The organism is Luteimonas abyssi, assembly GCF_001482195.1.
In the GTDB taxonomy this organism is placed as follows: domain Bacteria; phylum Pseudomonadota; class Gammaproteobacteria; order Xanthomonadales; family Xanthomonadaceae; genus Luteimonas; species Luteimonas abyssi.
Window position 1 is genome coordinate 667,826 of sequence record NZ_KQ759763.1, and the last position, 18,311, is coordinate 686,136.

The window sequence follows — 18,311 nt, forward strand, 5'->3', positions numbered from 1 at the left end:
TGACCTTCAGCCCATCCTCTGCCATTGCAGCTGCGGCGGGGGTTCGCCATCGCGCCACAGCGTGGGCACCATGAATTGCGCGTGGATCGCGTTGCCGAGCGCGCCCAGCCGGCCCATGGTGTCCTGCAGGTAGGGCTCCAGGCCGTCGGCGACCAGTTCGTCGATGCGGGCATAGCGCGAACGCGCCCACAGCGCGCCGGCCAGGCGCTCGACCTCCAGCGCCTCGCCGCCCGACAGCCGGCGCAGCACGCGGTGCAGGGTGTCCAGGCAGGTCAGCAGCGAGCGCGGGTTCTCCCCCCGCAGCAGCATCAGTTCGGCGACGCCGACCGGTGTCACCGACTCGCGATACAGCCGCCGGTACATTTCGAATGCCGAGAGCGACTGCAGCAGGGCGCTCCACTGGAAATACTCCACCGCATCCCGGGCTTCGCCGCTGGCGGCGAGGTCGTCCTCGCTGCCGATCACGTCGAGCAGGCGTACGGTCCAGTCCGCGCGCTCGATGAACGCGCCCAGGGTCAGGAAGTGATAGCCCTCGCCGCGTCCCAGGGTACCCAGGGTGACGCCGCGGAACGACGCCGAGCGGCTCTTGACCCACTCCACCACGTTGCTGATGCCGTCGGCACGCAGCGCGGGCCAGGCACGGGTGCGGAAGTCCAGCCAGGACGTGTTGAGATCCTCGTACATCTCCGAGGTGATCGCCACGCGTTGCGCACGCGCGTTCTCGCGCGCGTCGCGGAAACAACTGTAGATCGACGACGGGTTGTCGGGCGACAGCAGCATGTGCCGCAGCACGTTGTCGGCGCTGATGTTGCCGTGCAGCTCCGGGAACTGCTCGGCCAGTCCGAGTGCATCGAGCGCGCGTCGCCACGGCGCGGCCTCGGCCTTGCCGCGATCCAGCCGCTCGGGAAGCATGGAGATGCGCAGGGTCACGTCGATCAGGCGCGCGGTGTTCTCCGCACGCTCGATGCTGCGCGACACCCAGTAAAGATCGTTGGCGGTGCGACAGAGCATCAGCCCTCCAGAACCCAGGTGTCCTTGGTGCCGCCACCCTGCGAAGAATTCACCACCAGCGAACCTTCGCGCAACGCGACCCGGGTCAACCCGCCCGGGATCACGTGGATGCGCTCGCCGCTGAGGATGTACGGGCGCAGATCGATGTGCCGCGGCGCCAGTCCGCTTTCGACGAACGTCGGGCAGGTGGACAGCGACAGCGTCGGCTGCGCGATGTAGTTGCCGGGGTCGGCGAGGATCCGTTCGCGGAAGGCGGCGAGCTCGGCCTTGCTGGCCGCCGGCCCGACCAGCATGCCGTAGCCGCCGGCGCCGTGGACTTCCTTGACCACCAGCTCGGGCAGGTGCTCGAGGGTGTACTTCAGGTCGTCCTTGTCGCGCAGCATGCGCGTGGGCACGTTGTGCAGGATCGGCTCCTCGCTGAGGTAGAAGCGGATCATCTCCGGTACGTACGGATACACCGACTTGTCGTCGCCGACCCCGGCGCCGGGCGCGTTGGCCAGGGTCACGTTGCCTGCGCGGTAGGCAGCGAACAGGCCCGGTACGCCGAGCATCGAGTCCGGCCGGAAGACGGTCGGATCGAGATAGTCGTCATTGATCCGGCGATAGATCACGTGCACCCGCTGCGGGCCGCGCGTGGTGCCCATGTAGACCATGTCGTCGCGGACGAACAGGTCGGCACCTTCCACCAGCTCCACGCCCATCTGCTGGGCGAGGAAGGCATGCTCGAAATACGCCGAGTTGGCGGCGCCGGGCGTCAGGACGGCCACGGTGGGATTGTCGATATTGGCGGGTGCGGCCTGGCGCAGGATCTCCAGCAGCGCGTCCGGATAGCGCTCCACCGGCGCGATCTGCTGGGTGGCGAAGAGTTCGGGCACCAGGCGCGCCATCATCCGGCGGTTCTCGAGCATGTACGACACGCCCGACGGCACCCGCAGATTGTCCTCGAGCACGTAGTACTCGCCGTCGCCGGCGCGGACCAGGTCGATCCCCGAGATGTGCGAGTAAATGCCGCGCGCGACGTCCAGGCCCTGCATCTCGCGCCGGAACTCGCTGTTGTCGAGCACAAGCTCGGCCGGGATCCGGCGCTCGCGCAGGATCCGCTGTTCGCCGTATACATCGCCAAGGAACAGGTTGAGCGCGTGCACGCGCTGGCGCAGGCCGGCCTCGAGCATGCGCCATTCCGCCGCGGGCAGGATGCGCGGAACCAGATCGAAAGGGATCAACCGTTCGTTGCCGGCTTCTTCGCCGTAGACCGTGAAGGTGATGCCGACCCGATGGAAAGAGACCTCGGCCTCGCGGCGCTTGTGCGCCAGCTGGTCGGGTGGGGTGTTGCGCAGCCATTCGTCGAGGACGCTGTAATGGGCACGGACGCCGCCGTCGGCATCGTGCATCTCATCGTAGTGGACTGCCGCCATCGCGCACCCTGGGGTCGGTTCGGGGACATCAATAGCATGCCGCCGCGGGCAATGCTCGTGAAGGCGGCACAGGCGGATGCGTGACTGCACGATACCGGGCATGGCCCCCGCGTCCGCTGTCTCGCCCGTGCGTGCTCGAGGTGAGCGCTTCGCACATCGTCGAGGCGCCTTCGGTGACCGGAAACGGAACAGGGCCGCTCGCGCGGCCCTGTCCGGTGTGCTCGTCGGCGTGCGCCGCGATTACAGCTTCGCGGCCTTGCGCAGCGCCTCGGCGCGATCGGTCTTCTCCCAGGAGAACGCGGTGGCCGACACGGTCTTGCCGTCGTTGTCGACGTAGCTGAACTCCTTCGGCTTGCGGCCGAAGTGGCCGTAGGCGGCAGTCGCCTGGTACATCGGGTGGATCAGGTCGAGCATCTTCAGGATGCCGTACGGGCGCAGGTCGAAGTGGCCGCGGATCAGCTTCTCGATCTGCGCATCCGGGATCCTGCCGGTGCCGAAGGTGGTGACCGAGATCGAGGTCGGCTCGGCCACGCCGATCGCGTAGCTCACCTGCACCTCGCACTTGTCGGCCAGGCCGGCGGCGACCACGTTCTTGGCCACGTAGCGCGCGGCGTAGGCGGCCGAGCGGTCGACCTTGGACGGGTCCTTGCCGGAGAACGCGCCGCCGCCGTGGCGGGCCATGCCGCCGTAGGTGTCGACGATGATCTTGCGCCCGGTCAGGCCGCAATCGCCGACGGGGCCGCCGATGACGAAGATGCCGGTCGGGTTGATGTGCACCTTGTTCTTGGGCAGCGATTCCAGCCACTTCTTCGGCAGCACCGGCTTGAGCACGTGCTCGCGCACGGCTTCGATCAGGTCCTTCTGCTTGATGCCCGGATCGTGCTGGGTGGACAGCACCACGGCATCGATGCCGGCGACCTGATTGTTCTCGTCGTAGCGCAGCGTGACCTGGCTCTTCGCATCCGGACGCAGCCACTTCAGCTTGCCGTTCTTGCGCACCTTGGCCTGCTGCTCGACCAGCCGGTGGCTGTAGTAGATCGGCGCGGGCATGTACTCGGGCGCCTCGTTGCAGGCGTAGCCGAACATCAGGCCCTGGTCGCCGGCACCCTGTTCCTCGGGCTTCTTGGCCTTCTTCCTGGTGCCGTCGACGCCGGCGGCGATGTCGGGCGACTGCTTGCCGATCAGGTTGAGCACGCCGCAGGTGTGGCCGTCGAAGCCGACGTCCGAGTTGGTGTAGCCGATCCCGTTGATGACCTTGCGGGTCAGGTCCTCGATGTCCACCCACGCGGTGGTGGTCACCTCGCCGGCGACGATGGCCACACCGGTCTTGACCAGCGTTTCGCAGGCGACGCGGGCACGCTTGTCCTGGGCGAGGATGGCGTCCAGCACGGCGTCGGAAATCTGGTCGGCGACCTTGTCCGGATGGCCTTCGGACACCGATTCGGAGGTGAACAGATAGCTCGACATCGACGATATCCCTGTATTCGGATGAAAAGATGGGTGCGCATGATACACGCCGCGCCTGCATCGAACATGCTGCCGGGGTCGGCGTTGCCGTCAGGTTAAGCCAGGCGGGCACTGTCATGCGGGCGACATCGGGCCGCCATGCCCGCGTCGCATCGCGAGCGCAGGCTGCCGGCCAACTCCGGCCGCACCGAGCCCATGCGCCAGCTCGAAAACCGATTGCGGCAGCGTCACGCCCACTGGTTCGGCGGACGGCGCGCCCACCCCGTCGGGACGCCGGGCAGCGCGCATGTCCCCGCCGTCGGTGTGGCCCCGGACGTCCGTGTCCCGATCGATCACCCGATCGCCGTCGGCCTGCAGCGGCTGCGGTCGCGCAAGCGTTGTCCACCCCCCGCCGGAGCCACCGCATGACGATGCCGCCAGCCCGCCACCGGACCGTCTTCGTGTCCGATGCCCACCTCGGATCCCGTCACTGCCATGCCGCGGAACTCGCGCGTTTCCTCGCCACGCTGGATTGCGAGCGGCTCTATCTGGTCGGCGACATCGTCGACCTGTGGTGGTTGGCGCGACGGCGCGCATGCTGGGGGCAGCCGCACAGCGAGGTGGTCGAGGCCCTGCACGCGCTGCACGCGGCGGGCACCGAGATCATCTACATCCCGGGTAACCACGACCGCAGCCTGCGCCGTCTGTGCGGCCTGCTGCTGCCGGCCGCGCAGGTGCGCAGGCGCGCGATCCACACCACCGCCGACGGCCGCCGCCTGCTGGTGGTGCACGGCGACGAGTACGACGCCATCACCCACTTCGGCGGCCTGCAGGAGCGCTTCGGCGACTGGCTCTACGCGCGCATCCTCACCGGCAACCAGTGGCTCAATCGGGCGCGGCGCCGGGCGGGGCTGCGTTACTGGTCGCTGTCGGAGTTCCTCAAGCGTCGCAGCGGCGCCGCCGAGCGCTACATCGAGCGGTTCGTGCAGGCCGGGCTGGACGACGCGCGCCGACGCGGCCTGGACGGGATCGTCTGCGGGCACATCCATCGGCCCGGCCTGAGTCTTCGCGACGGTCTGGTCTATGCCAACGACGGCGACTGGGTGGAAAACCTCACCGCGCTGGCCGAAGCGCACGACGGCCGTCTGAGGTTGCTCGCGCATACCGGCGAGGTGCTGGCCGAGTTGCCCGCCCGGCAGGGCGTGCGCGCGCCAGCGCCTGCACCCGTGCACTGGCCTCGAGCGGCGTGAGCCACGGATCGCGGCGACGTCCGAAGGGGGCGGATGTCTGCCTCGAGGCCGACGTGAATTTGCCGAGGAAGCGGGGGGCTGGCGGCGCGTTGCTACACTGTGGCGCCCCGGCTGGAACCCATCGCCATGATCCCTTCCTCGGCCACGTCGGGCGCCCTTTCCGACCGCGAGATCGAGGCCCTCGAACTCCTGCTGGACCGGCGCGTCGAGGTCGGCGGCATGCCGCTGGAAGCCCTGGACGGTTTCTTCAGCGCGTTGAGGGTCGGGCCCGGACGCCCGGCCTCGCCCGATGAGTATCTTCCGCTGGTCCTGGGCGAGGACGGACCCGGTTGGGCCGACGAGGAGGACGAGAAGACGGCCTGCACGCTGATCGCGGGGTTCTGGCACCACATCGGTTGGCGTCTCGCGCAACCGCTGCCCGACGAGGGCGCCGATCCAGAGGGGGGCGATTCCGAAGGAGATGATCCGGACGACCTCCTGCCGTTGCTGGTCATGCCCGACGAGGATGCCGCCGACGCGGAGACGTTTCCGGTCGGTGCCATGTGGGCAGCGGGATTCCTGCAGGGCGTGGGCCTGCGCGCGGAGGCGTGGGAGCGTTGGCTCGAAGACGACGAGGCGCTCGCGGACGACCTGTCCGACCTGCAGCGGATGACGGTGTTCGACGACGAGACCGCGGCGAGCATGGGGGTGGATGCCGAGGCGCGGATGACGCTCGACGAGCGCTTGGCCCTGCTGGCGTCGGTGCCGGCGCTGCTGGCGGATCTCGACATGCAGCGGCGTGAGGAAGCGCTGGCACCGGGCGAGCCGATTCGTCGCCTGCCGATGCCCGGGCGCAACGATCCGTGCCCGTGCGGCAGCGGTTCGAAATGGAAGCGTTGCTGCGGTTCGTCCGTGCATTGAGATCGCGGTGCACAGGGCGGCATCGTTGTGCCTGGAAGGCTCGCCGGCGAAAGCGCTAGGCGTAAGCCTGGGGTAAGCGACGCTGTCGTCGGGTCGCTGCTAGCATTTCGGCATGGATTCCCTGACCCAGATTCTGCTCGGCGCGTCCGTCGCCGCGGCCGTGGTACCCGCACGGCATCGACGGGCGGCGATGGGCGCCGGCGCCGTGCTCGGCACGTTGCCCGACCTCGACTCCTTCCCGCTGATGCTGCTCACCGACGACCCGATCGCGTTGATGACGCTGCATCGTGGCCTGACCCATTCGCTGTTCGTGCTGCCGTTGGTGGCGTGGGCGATCTGGGCCTGGTTCCGACGCCGCGGCGGTCGGGTGGCCGATGCGCCGCGTGCCTGGTTCTGGGCGATCCAGCTGGCGCTGGTGACGCACCCACTGCTGGACGCGTTCACCGTGTACGGCACCCAGTTGTTGTGGCCGCTGACGCCGCCGCCGGTGATGTGGTCGAGTCTGTTCATCATCGACCCTGGCTATACCGTGTGGTTGCTGCTCGGCGTGCTGGTCGCGCTCTGGGTGGGTCCGAAGCCGCTCGGACGGCACGCCCTGGTGGTGGGGCTGGCATTGAGCAGCGCCTACATCGGCTGGTCGTTGCTGGCGAAGACGCTGGTCGACCGCGAGGCGACCCGCGCACTGACTGCCATGGGCTATGCGGATGCGCCGCGGTTTTCGGTGCCGATGCCGCTCAACACATTGTTGTGGCGGGTGGTGGCGATGACCCCGGACGGGTATTTGATCGGCGATCGTTCGGTCGTCGCCGATCGCGGTCCGATGCGCTTCCAGCAGCATCGCTCCGATGTGCCGGCGCTGTCGGCCGCGTCCGATCTGCCCGCGGTGCAACGGCTGCAGTGGTTCAACCGCGGCTTCATGCGCGCGCAGGTCGTGGACGGTGAGCTGGTGCTGAGCGATCTTCGCATGGGCCTGGAACCCGACTACAGCTTCAACTTCGTCGTTGGCCGTGAGGACGGTACAGGCTGGCAGGCGGTGTCGCCGAGGCAATTGCCGATGGCCCGGCCCCGCAGCGAAGAGCTGTCGCAGATGTGGACCCGGATCTGGCACGAACCGGAGGTGGAGACGCCCGGTCCGGAGGTCGACGCGCACGCTGCACCCTGATGCGTCGCGGTGGGCGGGATCGCCGGCCTTCCATGCTGCCGGGGATCCGGGGCGTGCAGCGCGATCAGGCCCTCGCGCCTCGCAGGGGCGTCGAAGGATGCGGCGACGTTCGCGAGCGGAGCGCGGGCACGGCGAGGCGGTGTCCGGCCGCGGCGCGGACGTGGCGGTCTAGGCCGCCGAAGGCAGGGCCGGTCGCGCACCCGCGATCAAGGCGTCGAAGTAATCGCGGGTGATCGCGATCTGCGCCTGCGCGGTGTCGGCGCGGTTGACCACCGCGCGGAACGCCGCGCGCTGGTCCTCGGAATGCTCCGGACGATCCTTCGCGTACCAGCCCAGGTGCTTGCGGGCGATGCGCACCCCGGCCGGTTCGCCGTAAAACGCGTGCAGTGCTTCGAGGTGGCCGACCAGCACGTCGCGGACCTCGACCAGCGACGGCGGCGGCAGCCGCTCGCCGGTGGCGAGGAAGTGCGCGATTTCGCGGAAGATCCAGGGCCGGCCCTGCGCCGCGCGGCCGACCATGATCGCGTCGGCGCCGGTGTGGCGGAGTACGGCGGCGGCCTTCTCGGGCGAATCGATGTCGCCGTTGGCGAGCACCGGAATCGACAGGTCCGCCTTGATCGCGGCGATGGTGTCGTACTCGGCCTGGCCGCTGTAGTGCTGATCGCGGGTGCGGCCGTGCACCGCGAGCGCTGCGATACCGGCGTCCTGGGCGATGCGTGCGATCTCCGGCGCATTGCGGTGATCGGCATCCCAGCCGGTGCGGATCTTCAGGGTCACCGGCACGTCCACGGCCGCCACCACCGCCGCGACGATCCGCCCGACCAGCGCCTCGTCGCGCATCAGTGCCGAGCCGGCCCAGGCGTTGCAGACCTTCTTCGCCGGACAGCCCATGTTGATGTCGACGATCTGCGCGCCATGGTCGACGTTGTGGCGGGCCGCCTCGGCCATCACCTCAGGCTCGGTCCCGGCGATCTGCACCGAGATCGGGTCCGGCTCGCCGTCGTGATCCATCCGGTGCACCGACTTGCGGGTATGCCAGAACCGCGGGTCGCTGGTGGTCATTTCGGACACGGCCAGGCCCGCACCGAGCCGCTTGCACAGCTGCCGGAACGGCTTGTCGGTGACCCCCGCCATCGGGGCGAGGACCACGCGCGGGTCGATGCGATACGGGCCGATCTGCATGGCGGCATTGTACGGGCGGGAGACGGCGCGTCCGCGTACGCCGGATCTGTAGATCGGGGCGCGGTCGGGCGTCAGCGCCGCTGCCGGCGCAGGTGATAGAGCTCGAAACTGCCCGGGCCCGGGTCGAGCAGCATCAGCAGCTCGTCGTCGCCGATCCGCACCAGCCGCCCGATGCTGTCGTCGTCGCTCGGTCCAGCCCCGCCGGCCGCACGGCTGTACGTGCGCGGCGGGTCGTCGTTGACCGAGCGGGCGCCGAGAAACGCGTAGGCGGACCCGTCGATGGGCAGCAGCCGACCGGTGCGGCGTTGCGAGCCGGCGGTCTTGGCGAAGCGGTAGCCGTCGCCGTCGGTTTCGATGCGCGCGCGGAACCACGGATACGCATGTGCGAAATTCGGGAGGAACTGGAGCGACCGGACCTGCCAGTCGCCATCGATGCGGCCGGCCGGCTGCGGTGCGCTGGCGCGAGCGAGCAGGGCGCCGGCCTGCTCGACGGCCTCGCCATCGCCCGGAATGCGTTCGAGCAGGGTCGGCATCCGCTCGATCGTCTCGGCGTGCGCCGGCCACGCCGAGGCCCGCCATGCGGAGGCCGCGTCGACGTCGTCCGGTTCGGGATCAACGGGCGGCGGCGACAACGCCAGCGGGTCGCGCGCCGCCGGCAGTCCGGCCGCTGCATCCAGGTCGGTGGTTTCGGTTGCGCCGTCGGGCGCGGACGCGGCGGGCCCGGGGCCGATGTCGTCGGCGACCGCGGTGGCGGGCGGCGGGGTGCCGGCCGCACCATCGGTGTCGGCTTCGTCCTGCGGCGAGCAGGCGGTGAGGATCAGGGCGATCGGCAGCGCGATCACATGGGCGGGCAGGCGGGGCATCGTCGACGGTTCCTGAGCGGCCAGGCGGCCGACGCTGCGCTGCCGGCACTGAGTCGCGGGTGAACCGCGCCCTTAGCCGGTCGGGGTGTCGACGCGCATCGCGGGCATCGCGATCGCCGCGCCTTCGCGCTCGGTCGAGACGGCGGCGTAACGACCGGCGAACCGGATCCCGTCGGCGAAGGCGGCGCGCGGCTGCAGCGCCAGCGCCGCGGCCAGCGCGCCGTTGAAAGCATCGCCGGCACCGGTGGTGTCGACGACCTGCGCCGGCGTCGCGGCGATGCGGTAACAGGCGTCGGCATCCCGGAAACGGGCGGGTTCGGCATGGGAGACGAAGCAACCGGCGGCACCCAGGGTGATCACCACGCTGCCGTGTGGCAGCAGGGCGCGGCACAGCGCGTGCAGCCGCGCATCGTCCTGATCGGCCACGCGTCCGGCATCGAGGGTCTGCCCGCCGTGGGCAGCCAGCAGGCCGGCGAACTCGGTTTCGTTGGGTGTGATCAGGTCGCAGGCTGCGAGCAGATCGGCGTCGACGGTCGCATTGGCCGGCGCGGGATTGAGGATCGCCAGACCATCGCCGTGCCGGGCCGTGGCGAGCGCCGCGTGGATGGCGTCGCGCGGCGATTCCAGCTGTGCCAGCACAACGGCCGCGGTCCGTAGCGCAGCGGCCTGGGCGCGGACGTGGCCCGCATCGAGCGCACCATTCGCACCGGGGCCGATGACGATCGAGTTGTGGCCGGCATCGTCGATGTAGATGCCGGCGGTCCCGGTCGGCGCATCGCTCGGCTGCGCCTGCAGCTCGATGCCGTCGTCTGCGGCGAGGCGGCGCGCCAGCGCGCCGCCGGCATCGTCACCCAGCGCACAGACGAAGCGCACCTCGGCCCCGGCACGCCGCGCGGCCACGGCCTGGTTGAAGCCTTTGCCGCCGGGGCCGCTGGTGTAGGCGCCGCCCAGCGTCTCGCCGGGTCGCGGCAGGCGCGTGGCCCGCCAGACGTGGTCGACATTGAACGATCCGACGACGACGACGTGCGACATGCCGGTCTCAGGCGAAGTGGGTCAGCACGCCGGCGATGGTCGCGGTCATCATCGTGGCGATGGTGCCGCCGAGCACCGCGCGCAGGCCGAAGCGGGCCAGGTCCTGGCGGCGGTCGGGGGCGAGCCCGCCGATGCCGCCGATCTGGATCGCGATCGAGCTGAAATTGGCGAAGCCGCACAGCGCGTAGGTGGCGATCAGGCGGCCCTGCTCGGTCAGCTCGATGCCCTCGACGCGACCGTTGACGATGTCGGCCAGCTGCAGGTACGCGACGAACTCGTTGATGACGACCTTCTGACCGATCAGCGAGCCGACCACGCCGGCGTCCTGCCACGGCACCCCGATCACCCAGGCGATCGGCGCCAGCACGAAGCCGAAGATGGTCGCCAGGTTCAGCGGCGCGCCGATCATCTCTTCCAGGCCGGTGACTTCGCCCACCCAGGTCAGCGGCGCGTTGATCATTGCGATCAGCGCGATGAAAGCCAGCAGCATCGCACCGATGTTCAGCGCCAGGCGCAGGCCGTCGCCGGCACCGGCCGCGGCGGCGTCGATGATGTTGCTGGTGGTCTTCTCGACCTCCATTTTCACCGTGCCGCGGGTCAGCGGCTCGCCGGTCTCGGGGGTCAGGATCTTGGCGATCACCAGCGTCGCCGGCGCGGCCATGATCGAGGCGGCCAGCAGGTGCTTGGCGTAGAAGGCCTGCTCCTCGGGATCGCCGCCGCCGAGCATGCCCACGTAGGCGGCCAGGACGCCGCCGGCGATGTGGGCCATGCCGCCGATCATCATCGTGATCAGTTCGGATTCGGTCATCCGCGAGATGTAGGGGCGTACCGTCAGCGGCGCCTCGGTCTGGCCGATGAAGACGCTGGCGCAGACGCTGGTGGTCTCGGCGCCGGACACCCGCATCACCTTGGTGATCGCCAGCGCCATGATGCGCACCACGAACTGCATCACCTGCAGGTGGTACAGCACGCCCATCAGCGCGGCGAAGAAGATGATCGTCGGCAGCACCTGGAAGGCGAAGATGAACCCGTAGGTTTCGGTGTTCATCAGGTCGCCGAAGATGAAACGCGAGCCGTCGTTGACGAAGCCGAGGATCCGCACGAAGCCGTGGCCGAGGAAGTCGAACACCTCGCGTCCGCCCGGGACCAGCAGCACCACCGCCGCGAACGCGATCTGCAGGGACAGCCCGGTGACGACCAGGCGCCAGTCGACCCGGCGCTTGTTGTTCGAGAACAGCCAGACGATGCCGACGAGCACCGCCAAACCGAACAGGCCGAACCCGACCCGTGCCAGACCTTCCATCGCGTGCCCCTGGGCGCTTGCAGACCGCGCAGGGTAGGGGAGGCCGGGGGCGGGGGCAATATCACGCATTCTTCACATTCGTGCCGACTGCGCATTCAGGGATGCGCCGGACCTCCCCGCGCACCTGTGCGACGCCGCTAGACTGGCCGCCTGTCGATGTCTGGAAGCCACACCATGCAGTACCGCCGCCTCGGCCAGTCCGGCCTGCAGCTGTCCGCCTTGTCGTTCGGGGCCTGGGCGACGTTCGGCAAGCGCATCGGCCGTGGCGAGGCGCGGGAGCTGGTCGCCGCCGCCTGGGACCACGGGATCAACTTCTTCGACAACGCCGAGGTCTACGCGCAAGGCGAAGCCGAACGGATCATGGGCGACGTGATCGCCGACCTGCGCTTGCCGCGCGACGGGTTCTGCGTGTCGAGCAAGGTCTATTTCGGGTCCGCGGACGCACCGCGGCCCACCCAGCGCGGGTTGTCGCGCAAGCACGTGCACGATGCCTGCCATGCCGCGCTGGCACGGCTGCGGGTGGAGTGCCTCGATCTGTTCTTCTGCCACCGGCCCGATCCGGACACGCCCGTGGCCGAGACCGTGTGGGCGATGGACGCCCTGATCCGGCAGGGCAAGGTGCTGTACTGGGGCACCTCCGAATGGCCGGCCGCGCTGGTGATGGAAGCCGCGGACATCGCCCGTCGGCATCACCTGCACCCGCCCACCATGGAGCAGCCGGAGTACAGCCTGCTGCACCGGCGCCGGGTGGAGCTGGAATACGCACCGTTGTACGGCGAACTCGGCCTGGGCACCACGGTCTGGTCGCCGCTGGCCTCGGGCCTGCTGACCGGCAAGTACCGCGACGGGGTGGCCGTCGACAGCCGCCTGGGGCATCCCGACTACGCCCATCTCCGCGGCCAGGTGCTGGAGGCGGGCGATCGTCAGGCGCGTGCGCGCGCGTTCGTGGAGATCGCGGACGAACTGGGCGTCGCGCCCGCGCCGTTGGCGATCGCCTGGTGCCTGCGCAATCCGCATGTCTCCACCGTGCTCACCGGCGCCAGCCGGGTGTCGCAGTTGCTGGAGAACGTGCAGGCGCCGGCTTTGCTGGAGCGCTTCGACAAGACCGTGTGGCGGCGGATCGAGGCGGCGACGCAGGAGCGCTGACGATCGGCAGCAAAAACTTTGCGGATGACACTTGACTGGCAAATGAGAATCATTACTATCGTGTTCTCTCTCGCCGTTGGAGATCACCGATGTTCGTTGCACGCACGCATGAAGCCGCCCCGGCCGAATCGGCCAGCGTCAGCCACCTGACCCCGGTCCCGTGGGAGGTGGTCCTCGACAGCAGGCGCCTGCTGAACGGTCAGCGCGAGATCCGGATCCGCCATGGAAACGAGGTCTATCGGCTCCGCCACACCCGTAACGACAAGTTGATCCTGACCAAGTAATCCCCCGTGTCGTTCCAGCGCCTTCGATGCGCCGCCTTGCGGTGCATCGGGTCTGCGGTGGAGCGCACGTGCCGCGTCCGCAGGGCGCGGTGATGTCCGCCGGGCCCGCACGCGATGCGGCCCCGGCCACCGTCTCTCTCCTGGGCCCGCCCGCCTCGGTCGTATGACCCGTCGCCAGCTCGCCGCCCGCTACAACGTGCGAGCCTTCATGCGTCCTCATGCCCTGTCACTGGCCGTCGGCCTGTCCCTGTTCGCCTGTACGCTTCCCGTGCTCGCCGCCTCCGATGGCGGCGCCGATGCGCGATCGCTCGACCGTGTGGTGGTCACCGCCACACGGACCGAACGCGCCCTGCTCGACGTGCCGCACACCGTCGACGCGATCGACCGCGCGCGCATGGACGCGTTGCTGGTGCGCGACCTGCGCGACCTGTTCCGCTACGAACCCGGCATCACCGTCACCAGCGGCTTCGGCCGCTTCGGCATCGGCGATATCCGCGTGCGCGGGCTGGGTGGCAACCGGGTCCGGATCCTGACCGACGGCATCCCGGTCTCGGATGCGTTCTCGATCGGCAGCTTTTCCGACGCCAACCGCAACTTCGTCGACCCCGACACGCTCAAGCGCGTCGAAGTGGTGCGTGGCCCGAGCAGCTCGCTCTACGGCTCGGACGCGCTGGGTGGCGTGGGGTCCTTCGTCACCAAGGATCCGGAGGATTACCTGCAGCCGGGGCGCGACGTCCATGTCGGCAGCCGCATCGGCTACGCCAGCGACTGGGACGGGGTGAACCTCGGCGCCACCGGCGCGTGGGGCGGCGAACGCTGGTCCGGCCTGATCAATGTCGGCCATCGCGACGGCCACGAGACCGACAACCAGGGGCGTGTCGGCGGCGAGGGCGCCGCCCGCACCCGGCCCAATCCCCAGGACCGCGATACCAGCAGCGTGTTGTCGAAACTCGTGTTCGAGCCCGATGCGCGGCAGCGGTTCAAGTTGACGGTCGAAGGGCATGAGGACCGCGCGCTGACCGATATGCTCACCTCGCGCCGCTTCCAGTCGATGACGCGCGCCGTCAACCGGCAGGTGCTGGCCGACGACCGCCAGACCCGCACCCGGGTCAGCTTCGCCCACGTCTTCGATGCGCTCGATGCCGGCTTCGCCGATGCGCTGGACTGGCAGGTGTACCGTCAGGACAGCGAGACCACGCAGGACACGATGGAAGAGCGCGTCACCGCCGCCGGCCTGCCCGAGCGCCGCGCGCGCCGCTTCAACTTCGATCAGCGCGCCCACGGCGCGCAGGCGCACCTGCGCAAGGCGTTCGCCACCGGTGGGGTCGGGCACACCCTGGCCTACGGCATCGAACTGGTCCGCGCCGACACCCGCCAGAAGCGCGACGGCCAGGTGACCAATCTGCTCACCGGCGCGAGCAGCAACGCGATGTTGCCGGATGTCTTCCCGGTGCGCGATTTCCCGGTCAGTCGCACCGATACCGCCTCGTTGTATCTGCAGGACGAGATGGTGTTCGCCGACGGCACGTTCCGGCTGGTGCCGGCAGTGCGCGTGGACCGGTACGAGCTCAAGCCCGAGCTCGACCCGATCTTCGCCGAAGACAATCCCGGCGTGCAGGTGTCGACGCTCAGCAAGACCGAAGTGTCGCCGAAGCTCGGCGCGGTGTGGAGGTTCCAGCCGGACTGGTCGTTGTTCGCCAGCTATGCGCACGGCTTCCGGGCACCGCCTTACAACGACGTCAACATCGGGTTCACCAACGCGATGTTCGGCTACACCGCGATCGCCAATCCCGATCTGCGGCCGGAAACGAGTCGCGGCGTGGAAATGGGGATCCGGCACGTCGGCAGCGTCCTCGAGACCTCGTTGACGGCGTACCACAACCGGTACGACGACTTCATCGAGTCGATGCGGTTCATCGGGCTCAACGCCGACGGATTGATGGTCTATCAATCGCAGAACATCGCCGAGGCGCGCATCTACGGCGTGGAGATGCAGGCCGACCTCGACCTCGGTGGCTTGTCCGATGCCTGGACGGGCTGGCGCATCCGGGGCGCGACCGCCTGGTCGCGCGGCGACGACCGCACCGCCGATGTCCCCCTGGATTCGGTGGACCCGCTCACCGCCACCCTCGGGGTGGCGTACGGCAACGACGCCTGGGGCGCGGAACTGATCGGTCGCGCCGTGCGCGGCAAGTCGCGCGCGTCGGCGGACACGCTCTACCTGACGCCGGGTCATGCGGTGATCGATCTTTATGCGCACTGGCGCGTCACCCCCAACCTGCGCATCGATGCGGGTGTGCGCAACCTGGCCGATCGCACCTATTGGGCGGCAGGCGACCTGCCGAGTGCCGTGCTGGCGACCAGTGGCACGCTGGATCGCTACACCGCGCCCGGGCGCAACGTCGCCGTCAACCTGGCGGTGGACTTCTAGCGATGCGCCCCGCGCCGTCCATGCAGGCCATGCCCGGGGCCGCATCCGCGTCGGCATTGCCGAGCGCGGCCGAACTGTCCGCGCTCGGGTCGGTGTTGTGCCTGTATCCGTCGCGGTACGCCGAGCTCGACGGCTGGCGCCAGGCCGTCCGCGCCAGCACCTGCAGCGTGCCGTGGGCCGACGGCGCCTATGAAAGCCTGCGCTTCCACGACGTCGACGGACGCTGTTGCTGGCGCCTTTGTCTGCTGCCTGATTCCGATTTCCTGGCCTGGGAGGCATTGGCCCGGCGATTGCCGGGCATGGTGCGGGAACCGGCCGGTGTGGCGGAGCGGTTGTGGCGGCGCCTCGCCGAGGGCGTTTCGGGTGCGGCGTGGCGCGGCAGCATCCTGCGGTTCGCCCTCGACGACAGGGGCGGCCCGGCCCGGCTGGCGGCCTGCCTGAGCACGCCCTCGCTGCTCGGCGCCGATCTGGCGCGCCGCATCGCCCATGCCGAAGGCATCGTGGACGGCGCGCGTTTCGACGATTGCTGCTGCGCGCGCGCCGCGCAGGCGATGCCTTCGCGCCAGGCACCGTCCTGGCATCCCCTTCGCTTCGACAAGAGCCACCCCGCCCCATGATCTCCATCCGTACGCTGTCCGCCCGCACGCTTCCGCTTGCCTGCCTGCTGCTGTGTCTACCCGCCGTCGTGCACGCCGACGACCGCACGGCGCCGTCGGTGCATGGGCCGGACCCGGCGCGCGATCGCGCCTCGATCCTCGCCATGCAGGGCGAGTACGACGTCGGGTTCGAGTTCCACGAGACCGTGGTCTACGCGCCGGGCTACGCACGCGTCGAGCCGAAGCGCAGTGGCGCCAGCGAGATCGTGATCGTGATCGAGGACACCCCGGAGAAGATCGTCCTGCAGCACATCCTGGTACACGCGCCGACCGGCCACGTGACCAAGCACTGGCGGCAGGACTGGACCTACGAGGCCACGTACCGTTTCGAGTTCGATGCCGACCAGACCTGGGGCGTGCATGCGATTCCGGCCGAGGTCACCCGCGGCGCCTGGACCCAGTGCGTGTACGAGGTCAGCGATGCGCCCCGCTACTGCGGCACCGGTCGCTGGACCTACGAGGGCGATGCGGCCAGCTGGACTTCGGACAGCGGCTGGCGGCCGCTGCCCCGGCGCGAGTACACCACCCGCGAGGACTACAACGCGCTGGCGGTGACCAACCGCCACACTGTCGTGCCCGGTGGCTGGACGCACGAACAGGACAACCTCAAGACGGTACGTGCGACCGACGGCAGCCTCGAACGACGGCTGGTGCGCGAGTTCGGCTTCAACGATTACCGCAGGCACGAGGGTGTCGATTTCACCCCCGCGCTCGAATACTGGGCCGCCACGTCCACCTACTGGGCGCGCGTGAGGTCGCGCTGGGCGGCATACCTGTCGCAGGCGCCCGGCATGCGCCTGAAGACCGCGGTGGACGGGATGGCGATGATCGTGCCGCTGTTCGAGCAGGCGCAGCGGATACAGGACGGCGGAGCGGTGGGCGACGCCGAGATCGACGGGTTGTTCACGCAGTACGTCGAGCCGGCACCCGTCGGCGTGGCCGCCGACCGCTGAGTGCGACCGCATTGCTGACACGCCTGCATTCGGGGGCTCTTTCCGAGTTTGGGCACGGTGCGCCCGCCGACACGGGCGGGCCCGCCAGATCGATCCGCCACGTCGCGATCTGACGATGTCGCGGCGGGCGATGGCCCGTCGCCGTGGTGCGGGCTCGTGAAACGCACGGAGACCGCCGCCGGGCTCTCCTGTGGCGGGAGAGCCCGTCGAGTCAGCGTGCGACAGATGCCGGCGTGCGGGGCGGCGAGGGCGCAGGTGCTGCGGGTCGCGCCGGTGACACCGTGGGTGATGCCGGGGCGGCCGGCGGAGCCGGCGGCGTGGGAGGGGTGAGCACCCGCATCGTCGGCAGTGCCGGGACCGCGATCCTCGCCGTCGCCGGACGACGGTCGCGCAGGTAGGCGATCTCGACCCGGGCGTTCTCCGGACGCCCGCGCAGCTGGCGCATCACATCGCGCGGAGTGCTCACGGCGGTGCCGTCGATCTGCTGGATCACGTCGCCGGCGCGCAGGCCTTCGACGTTGCCGGTGGACAGCACCAGCACACCGCGGTCGGTGCCGAAGTAGCGCCCGAGATCGGCGTCCACACTGGCGAGATTGAGTCCGTTCCAGCGCATCGCCGCCATCAGCACCGGGGAAGCGCAGGCATCGCCGGTACAGTCCGCGCCGAGTCCGGCCGCGTCCAGCGCGCGTCGGACATCGGCGGCGATGCCGGCGCTGTCCACACGCACCAGTGCATCGAAATCGACGTTGTCCAGCTGGCTGCGCACCTGGTCGAGCGTGCCGGCGAGCATCGCCATCGACGATCCGGTTTCCGGTGTGACCGACAGGGTGGCGGTACGGCCGTCGCGTGCGTAGTGCAGCGGCACCGGCGTTCCGGCATCGAGGTCGCGCAGCAACGCGCGTGCGTTGCGCAGCCGGAGGTCGCCGCGGCTGCCGAGGATCCGGCTGCCGCCGATGGCGAGCAGGCGATCGCCGCTGCGCAACCCGGCGGTCTCCGCCGGGCTGCCCGGGGTCACCGCGGCGATCCGGACCCCGGCCTCCGGGTCGGTGGCGAGCACCACGCCCAGGACCGGACGGGCCGAGGTCAGTTCGGCCATGCCCGCGGTGCCGAGTTCGGCCATGCGCGTCGCGGCACGCTGAAGGTCGGCGCGTGCGCGTTCGAATTCAGGGGTCTCGGGCGATCGTGCGCCGGCAGCGCCGGATCCAAGGGCCGCGAGCGCGGCCAGGACGAGCGCGGCGGGCGGGAAGGTTCGGAACATGATGCGGTCTCCTCGAAGG

Annotated in this window: 16 protein-coding genes; 8 read left to right on the forward strand and 8 right to left on the reverse strand. The window is 69.7% G+C overall.

The genetic code is table 11. The features are described 5' to 3' along the window. Positions 1–6: 6 nt before the first annotated feature. From RG19_RS02635 to metK, 3 genes are all read right to left on the reverse strand, one after another. Complete coding sequence (locus RG19_RS02635) at positions 7–1,011, reverse strand: alpha-E domain-containing protein (RefSeq protein ID WP_058833913.1); 1,005 nt, start codon at positions 1,009–1,011, stop codon at positions 7–9. Beyond that, on the reverse strand, positions 1,011–2,426 hold the full coding sequence (locus RG19_RS02640) for a circularly permuted type 2 ATP-grasp protein (protein WP_058833914.1): 1,416 nt from the start codon (positions 2,424–2,426) through the stop codon (positions 1,011–1,013). The genes RG19_RS02635 and RG19_RS02640 overlap by 1 nt, the downstream gene beginning before the upstream one ends. Positions 2,427–2,666: 240 nt before the next feature. Beyond that, positions 2,667–3,893, reverse strand: a complete 1,227-nt coding sequence (gene metK, locus RG19_RS02645; RefSeq protein WP_058833915.1) for a methionine adenosyltransferase — start codon at positions 3,891–3,893, stop codon at positions 2,667–2,669. A gap of 404 nt (positions 3,894–4,297) precedes the next feature. Here metK and RG19_RS02655 point away from each other — a divergent pair, with 404 nt between their 5' ends. The 3 genes from RG19_RS02655 (at position 4,298) to RG19_RS02665 (ending at position 7,184) form a co-directional block, all read left to right on the forward strand. Further along, positions 4,298–5,122 carry a UDP-2,3-diacylglucosamine diphosphatase gene (locus RG19_RS02655; RefSeq protein WP_157515140.1) on the forward strand — a complete coding sequence of 275 codons (825 nt, stop codon included), beginning with the start codon at positions 4,298–4,300 and terminating at the stop codon, positions 5,120–5,122. A gap of 126 nt (positions 5,123–5,248) precedes the next feature. After that, positions 5,249–6,022 (forward strand): UPF0149 family protein, encoded by a 774-nt coding sequence (locus RG19_RS02660; RefSeq protein WP_058833918.1) that lies wholly within the window; start codon positions 5,249–5,251, stop codon positions 6,020–6,022. A gap of 112 nt (positions 6,023–6,134) precedes the next feature. Continuing rightward, positions 6,135–7,184: a metal-dependent hydrolase gene (locus tag RG19_RS02665; RefSeq protein ID WP_058833919.1), complete on the forward strand. Its 1,050-nt coding sequence runs from the start codon at positions 6,135–6,137 to the stop codon at positions 7,182–7,184. A gap of 168 nt (positions 7,185–7,352) precedes the next feature. Here the strand turns inward: RG19_RS02665 and dusB are convergent, their stop codons facing one another. The 4 genes from dusB to RG19_RS02685 form a co-directional block, all read right to left on the reverse strand. Beyond that, positions 7,353–8,366: a tRNA dihydrouridine synthase DusB gene (gene dusB, locus RG19_RS02670; RefSeq protein ID WP_058833920.1), complete on the reverse strand. Its 1,014-nt coding sequence runs from the start codon at positions 8,364–8,366 to the stop codon at positions 7,353–7,355. Positions 8,367–8,437: 71 nt separating this feature from the next. Further along, on the reverse strand, positions 8,438–9,229 hold the full coding sequence (locus tag RG19_RS02675) for a DUF4893 domain-containing protein (protein ID WP_058833921.1): 792 nt from the start codon (positions 9,227–9,229) through the stop codon (positions 8,438–8,440). Positions 9,230–9,301: 72 nt separating this feature from the next. Next, positions 9,302–10,261, reverse strand: a complete 960-nt coding sequence (locus RG19_RS02680) for a ribokinase (RefSeq protein ID WP_058833922.1) — start codon at positions 10,259–10,261, stop codon at positions 9,302–9,304. A 7-nt stretch (positions 10,262–10,268) separates the two neighbouring features. Next, on the reverse strand, positions 10,269–11,564 hold the full coding sequence (locus RG19_RS02685; RefSeq protein ID WP_058833923.1) for a NupC/NupG family nucleoside CNT transporter: 1,296 nt from the start codon (positions 11,562–11,564) through the stop codon (positions 10,269–10,271). A gap of 174 nt (positions 11,565–11,738) precedes the next feature. On the opposite strand from RG19_RS02685, the gene RG19_RS02690 reads away from it, so the two are divergent. From RG19_RS02690 to RG19_RS02710, 5 genes are all read left to right on the forward strand, one after another. Further along, the gene (locus RG19_RS02690; RefSeq protein ID WP_058833924.1) at positions 11,739–12,710 is read left to right on the forward strand and encodes an aldo/keto reductase; all 972 of its coding nucleotides are present in this window, start codon (positions 11,739–11,741) and stop codon (positions 12,708–12,710) included. A gap of 89 nt (positions 12,711–12,799) precedes the next feature. Further along, entirely contained in the window at positions 12,800–12,994 is a 195-nt protein-coding gene (locus tag RG19_RS02695) for a hemin uptake protein HemP (protein WP_058833925.1), read from the forward strand. 208 nt (positions 12,995–13,202) lie between these two features. Next, positions 13,203–15,425, forward strand: a complete 2,223-nt coding sequence (locus tag RG19_RS02700) for a TonB-dependent hemoglobin/transferrin/lactoferrin family receptor (protein WP_082672779.1) — start codon at positions 13,203–13,205, stop codon at positions 15,423–15,425. A gap of 20 nt (positions 15,426–15,445) precedes the next feature. Further along, positions 15,446–16,042 carry a Hemin transport protein gene (locus RG19_RS02705; RefSeq protein WP_202905310.1) on the forward strand — a complete coding sequence of 199 codons (597 nt, stop codon included), beginning with the start codon at positions 15,446–15,448 and terminating at the stop codon, positions 16,040–16,042. Then, complete coding sequence (locus RG19_RS02710; protein ID WP_058833926.1) at positions 16,039–17,034, forward strand: DUF6607 family protein; 996 nt, start codon at positions 16,039–16,041, stop codon at positions 17,032–17,034. The genes RG19_RS02705 and RG19_RS02710 overlap by 4 nt, the downstream gene beginning before the upstream one ends. A gap of 211 nt (positions 17,035–17,245) precedes the next feature. On the opposite strand, the gene RG19_RS02715 is transcribed toward RG19_RS02710, so the two are convergent. Further along, positions 17,246–18,292, reverse strand: a complete 1,047-nt coding sequence (locus RG19_RS02715; RefSeq protein WP_058833927.1) for a PDZ domain-containing protein — start codon at positions 18,290–18,292, stop codon at positions 17,246–17,248. Positions 18,293–18,311: the final 19 nt, after the last annotated feature.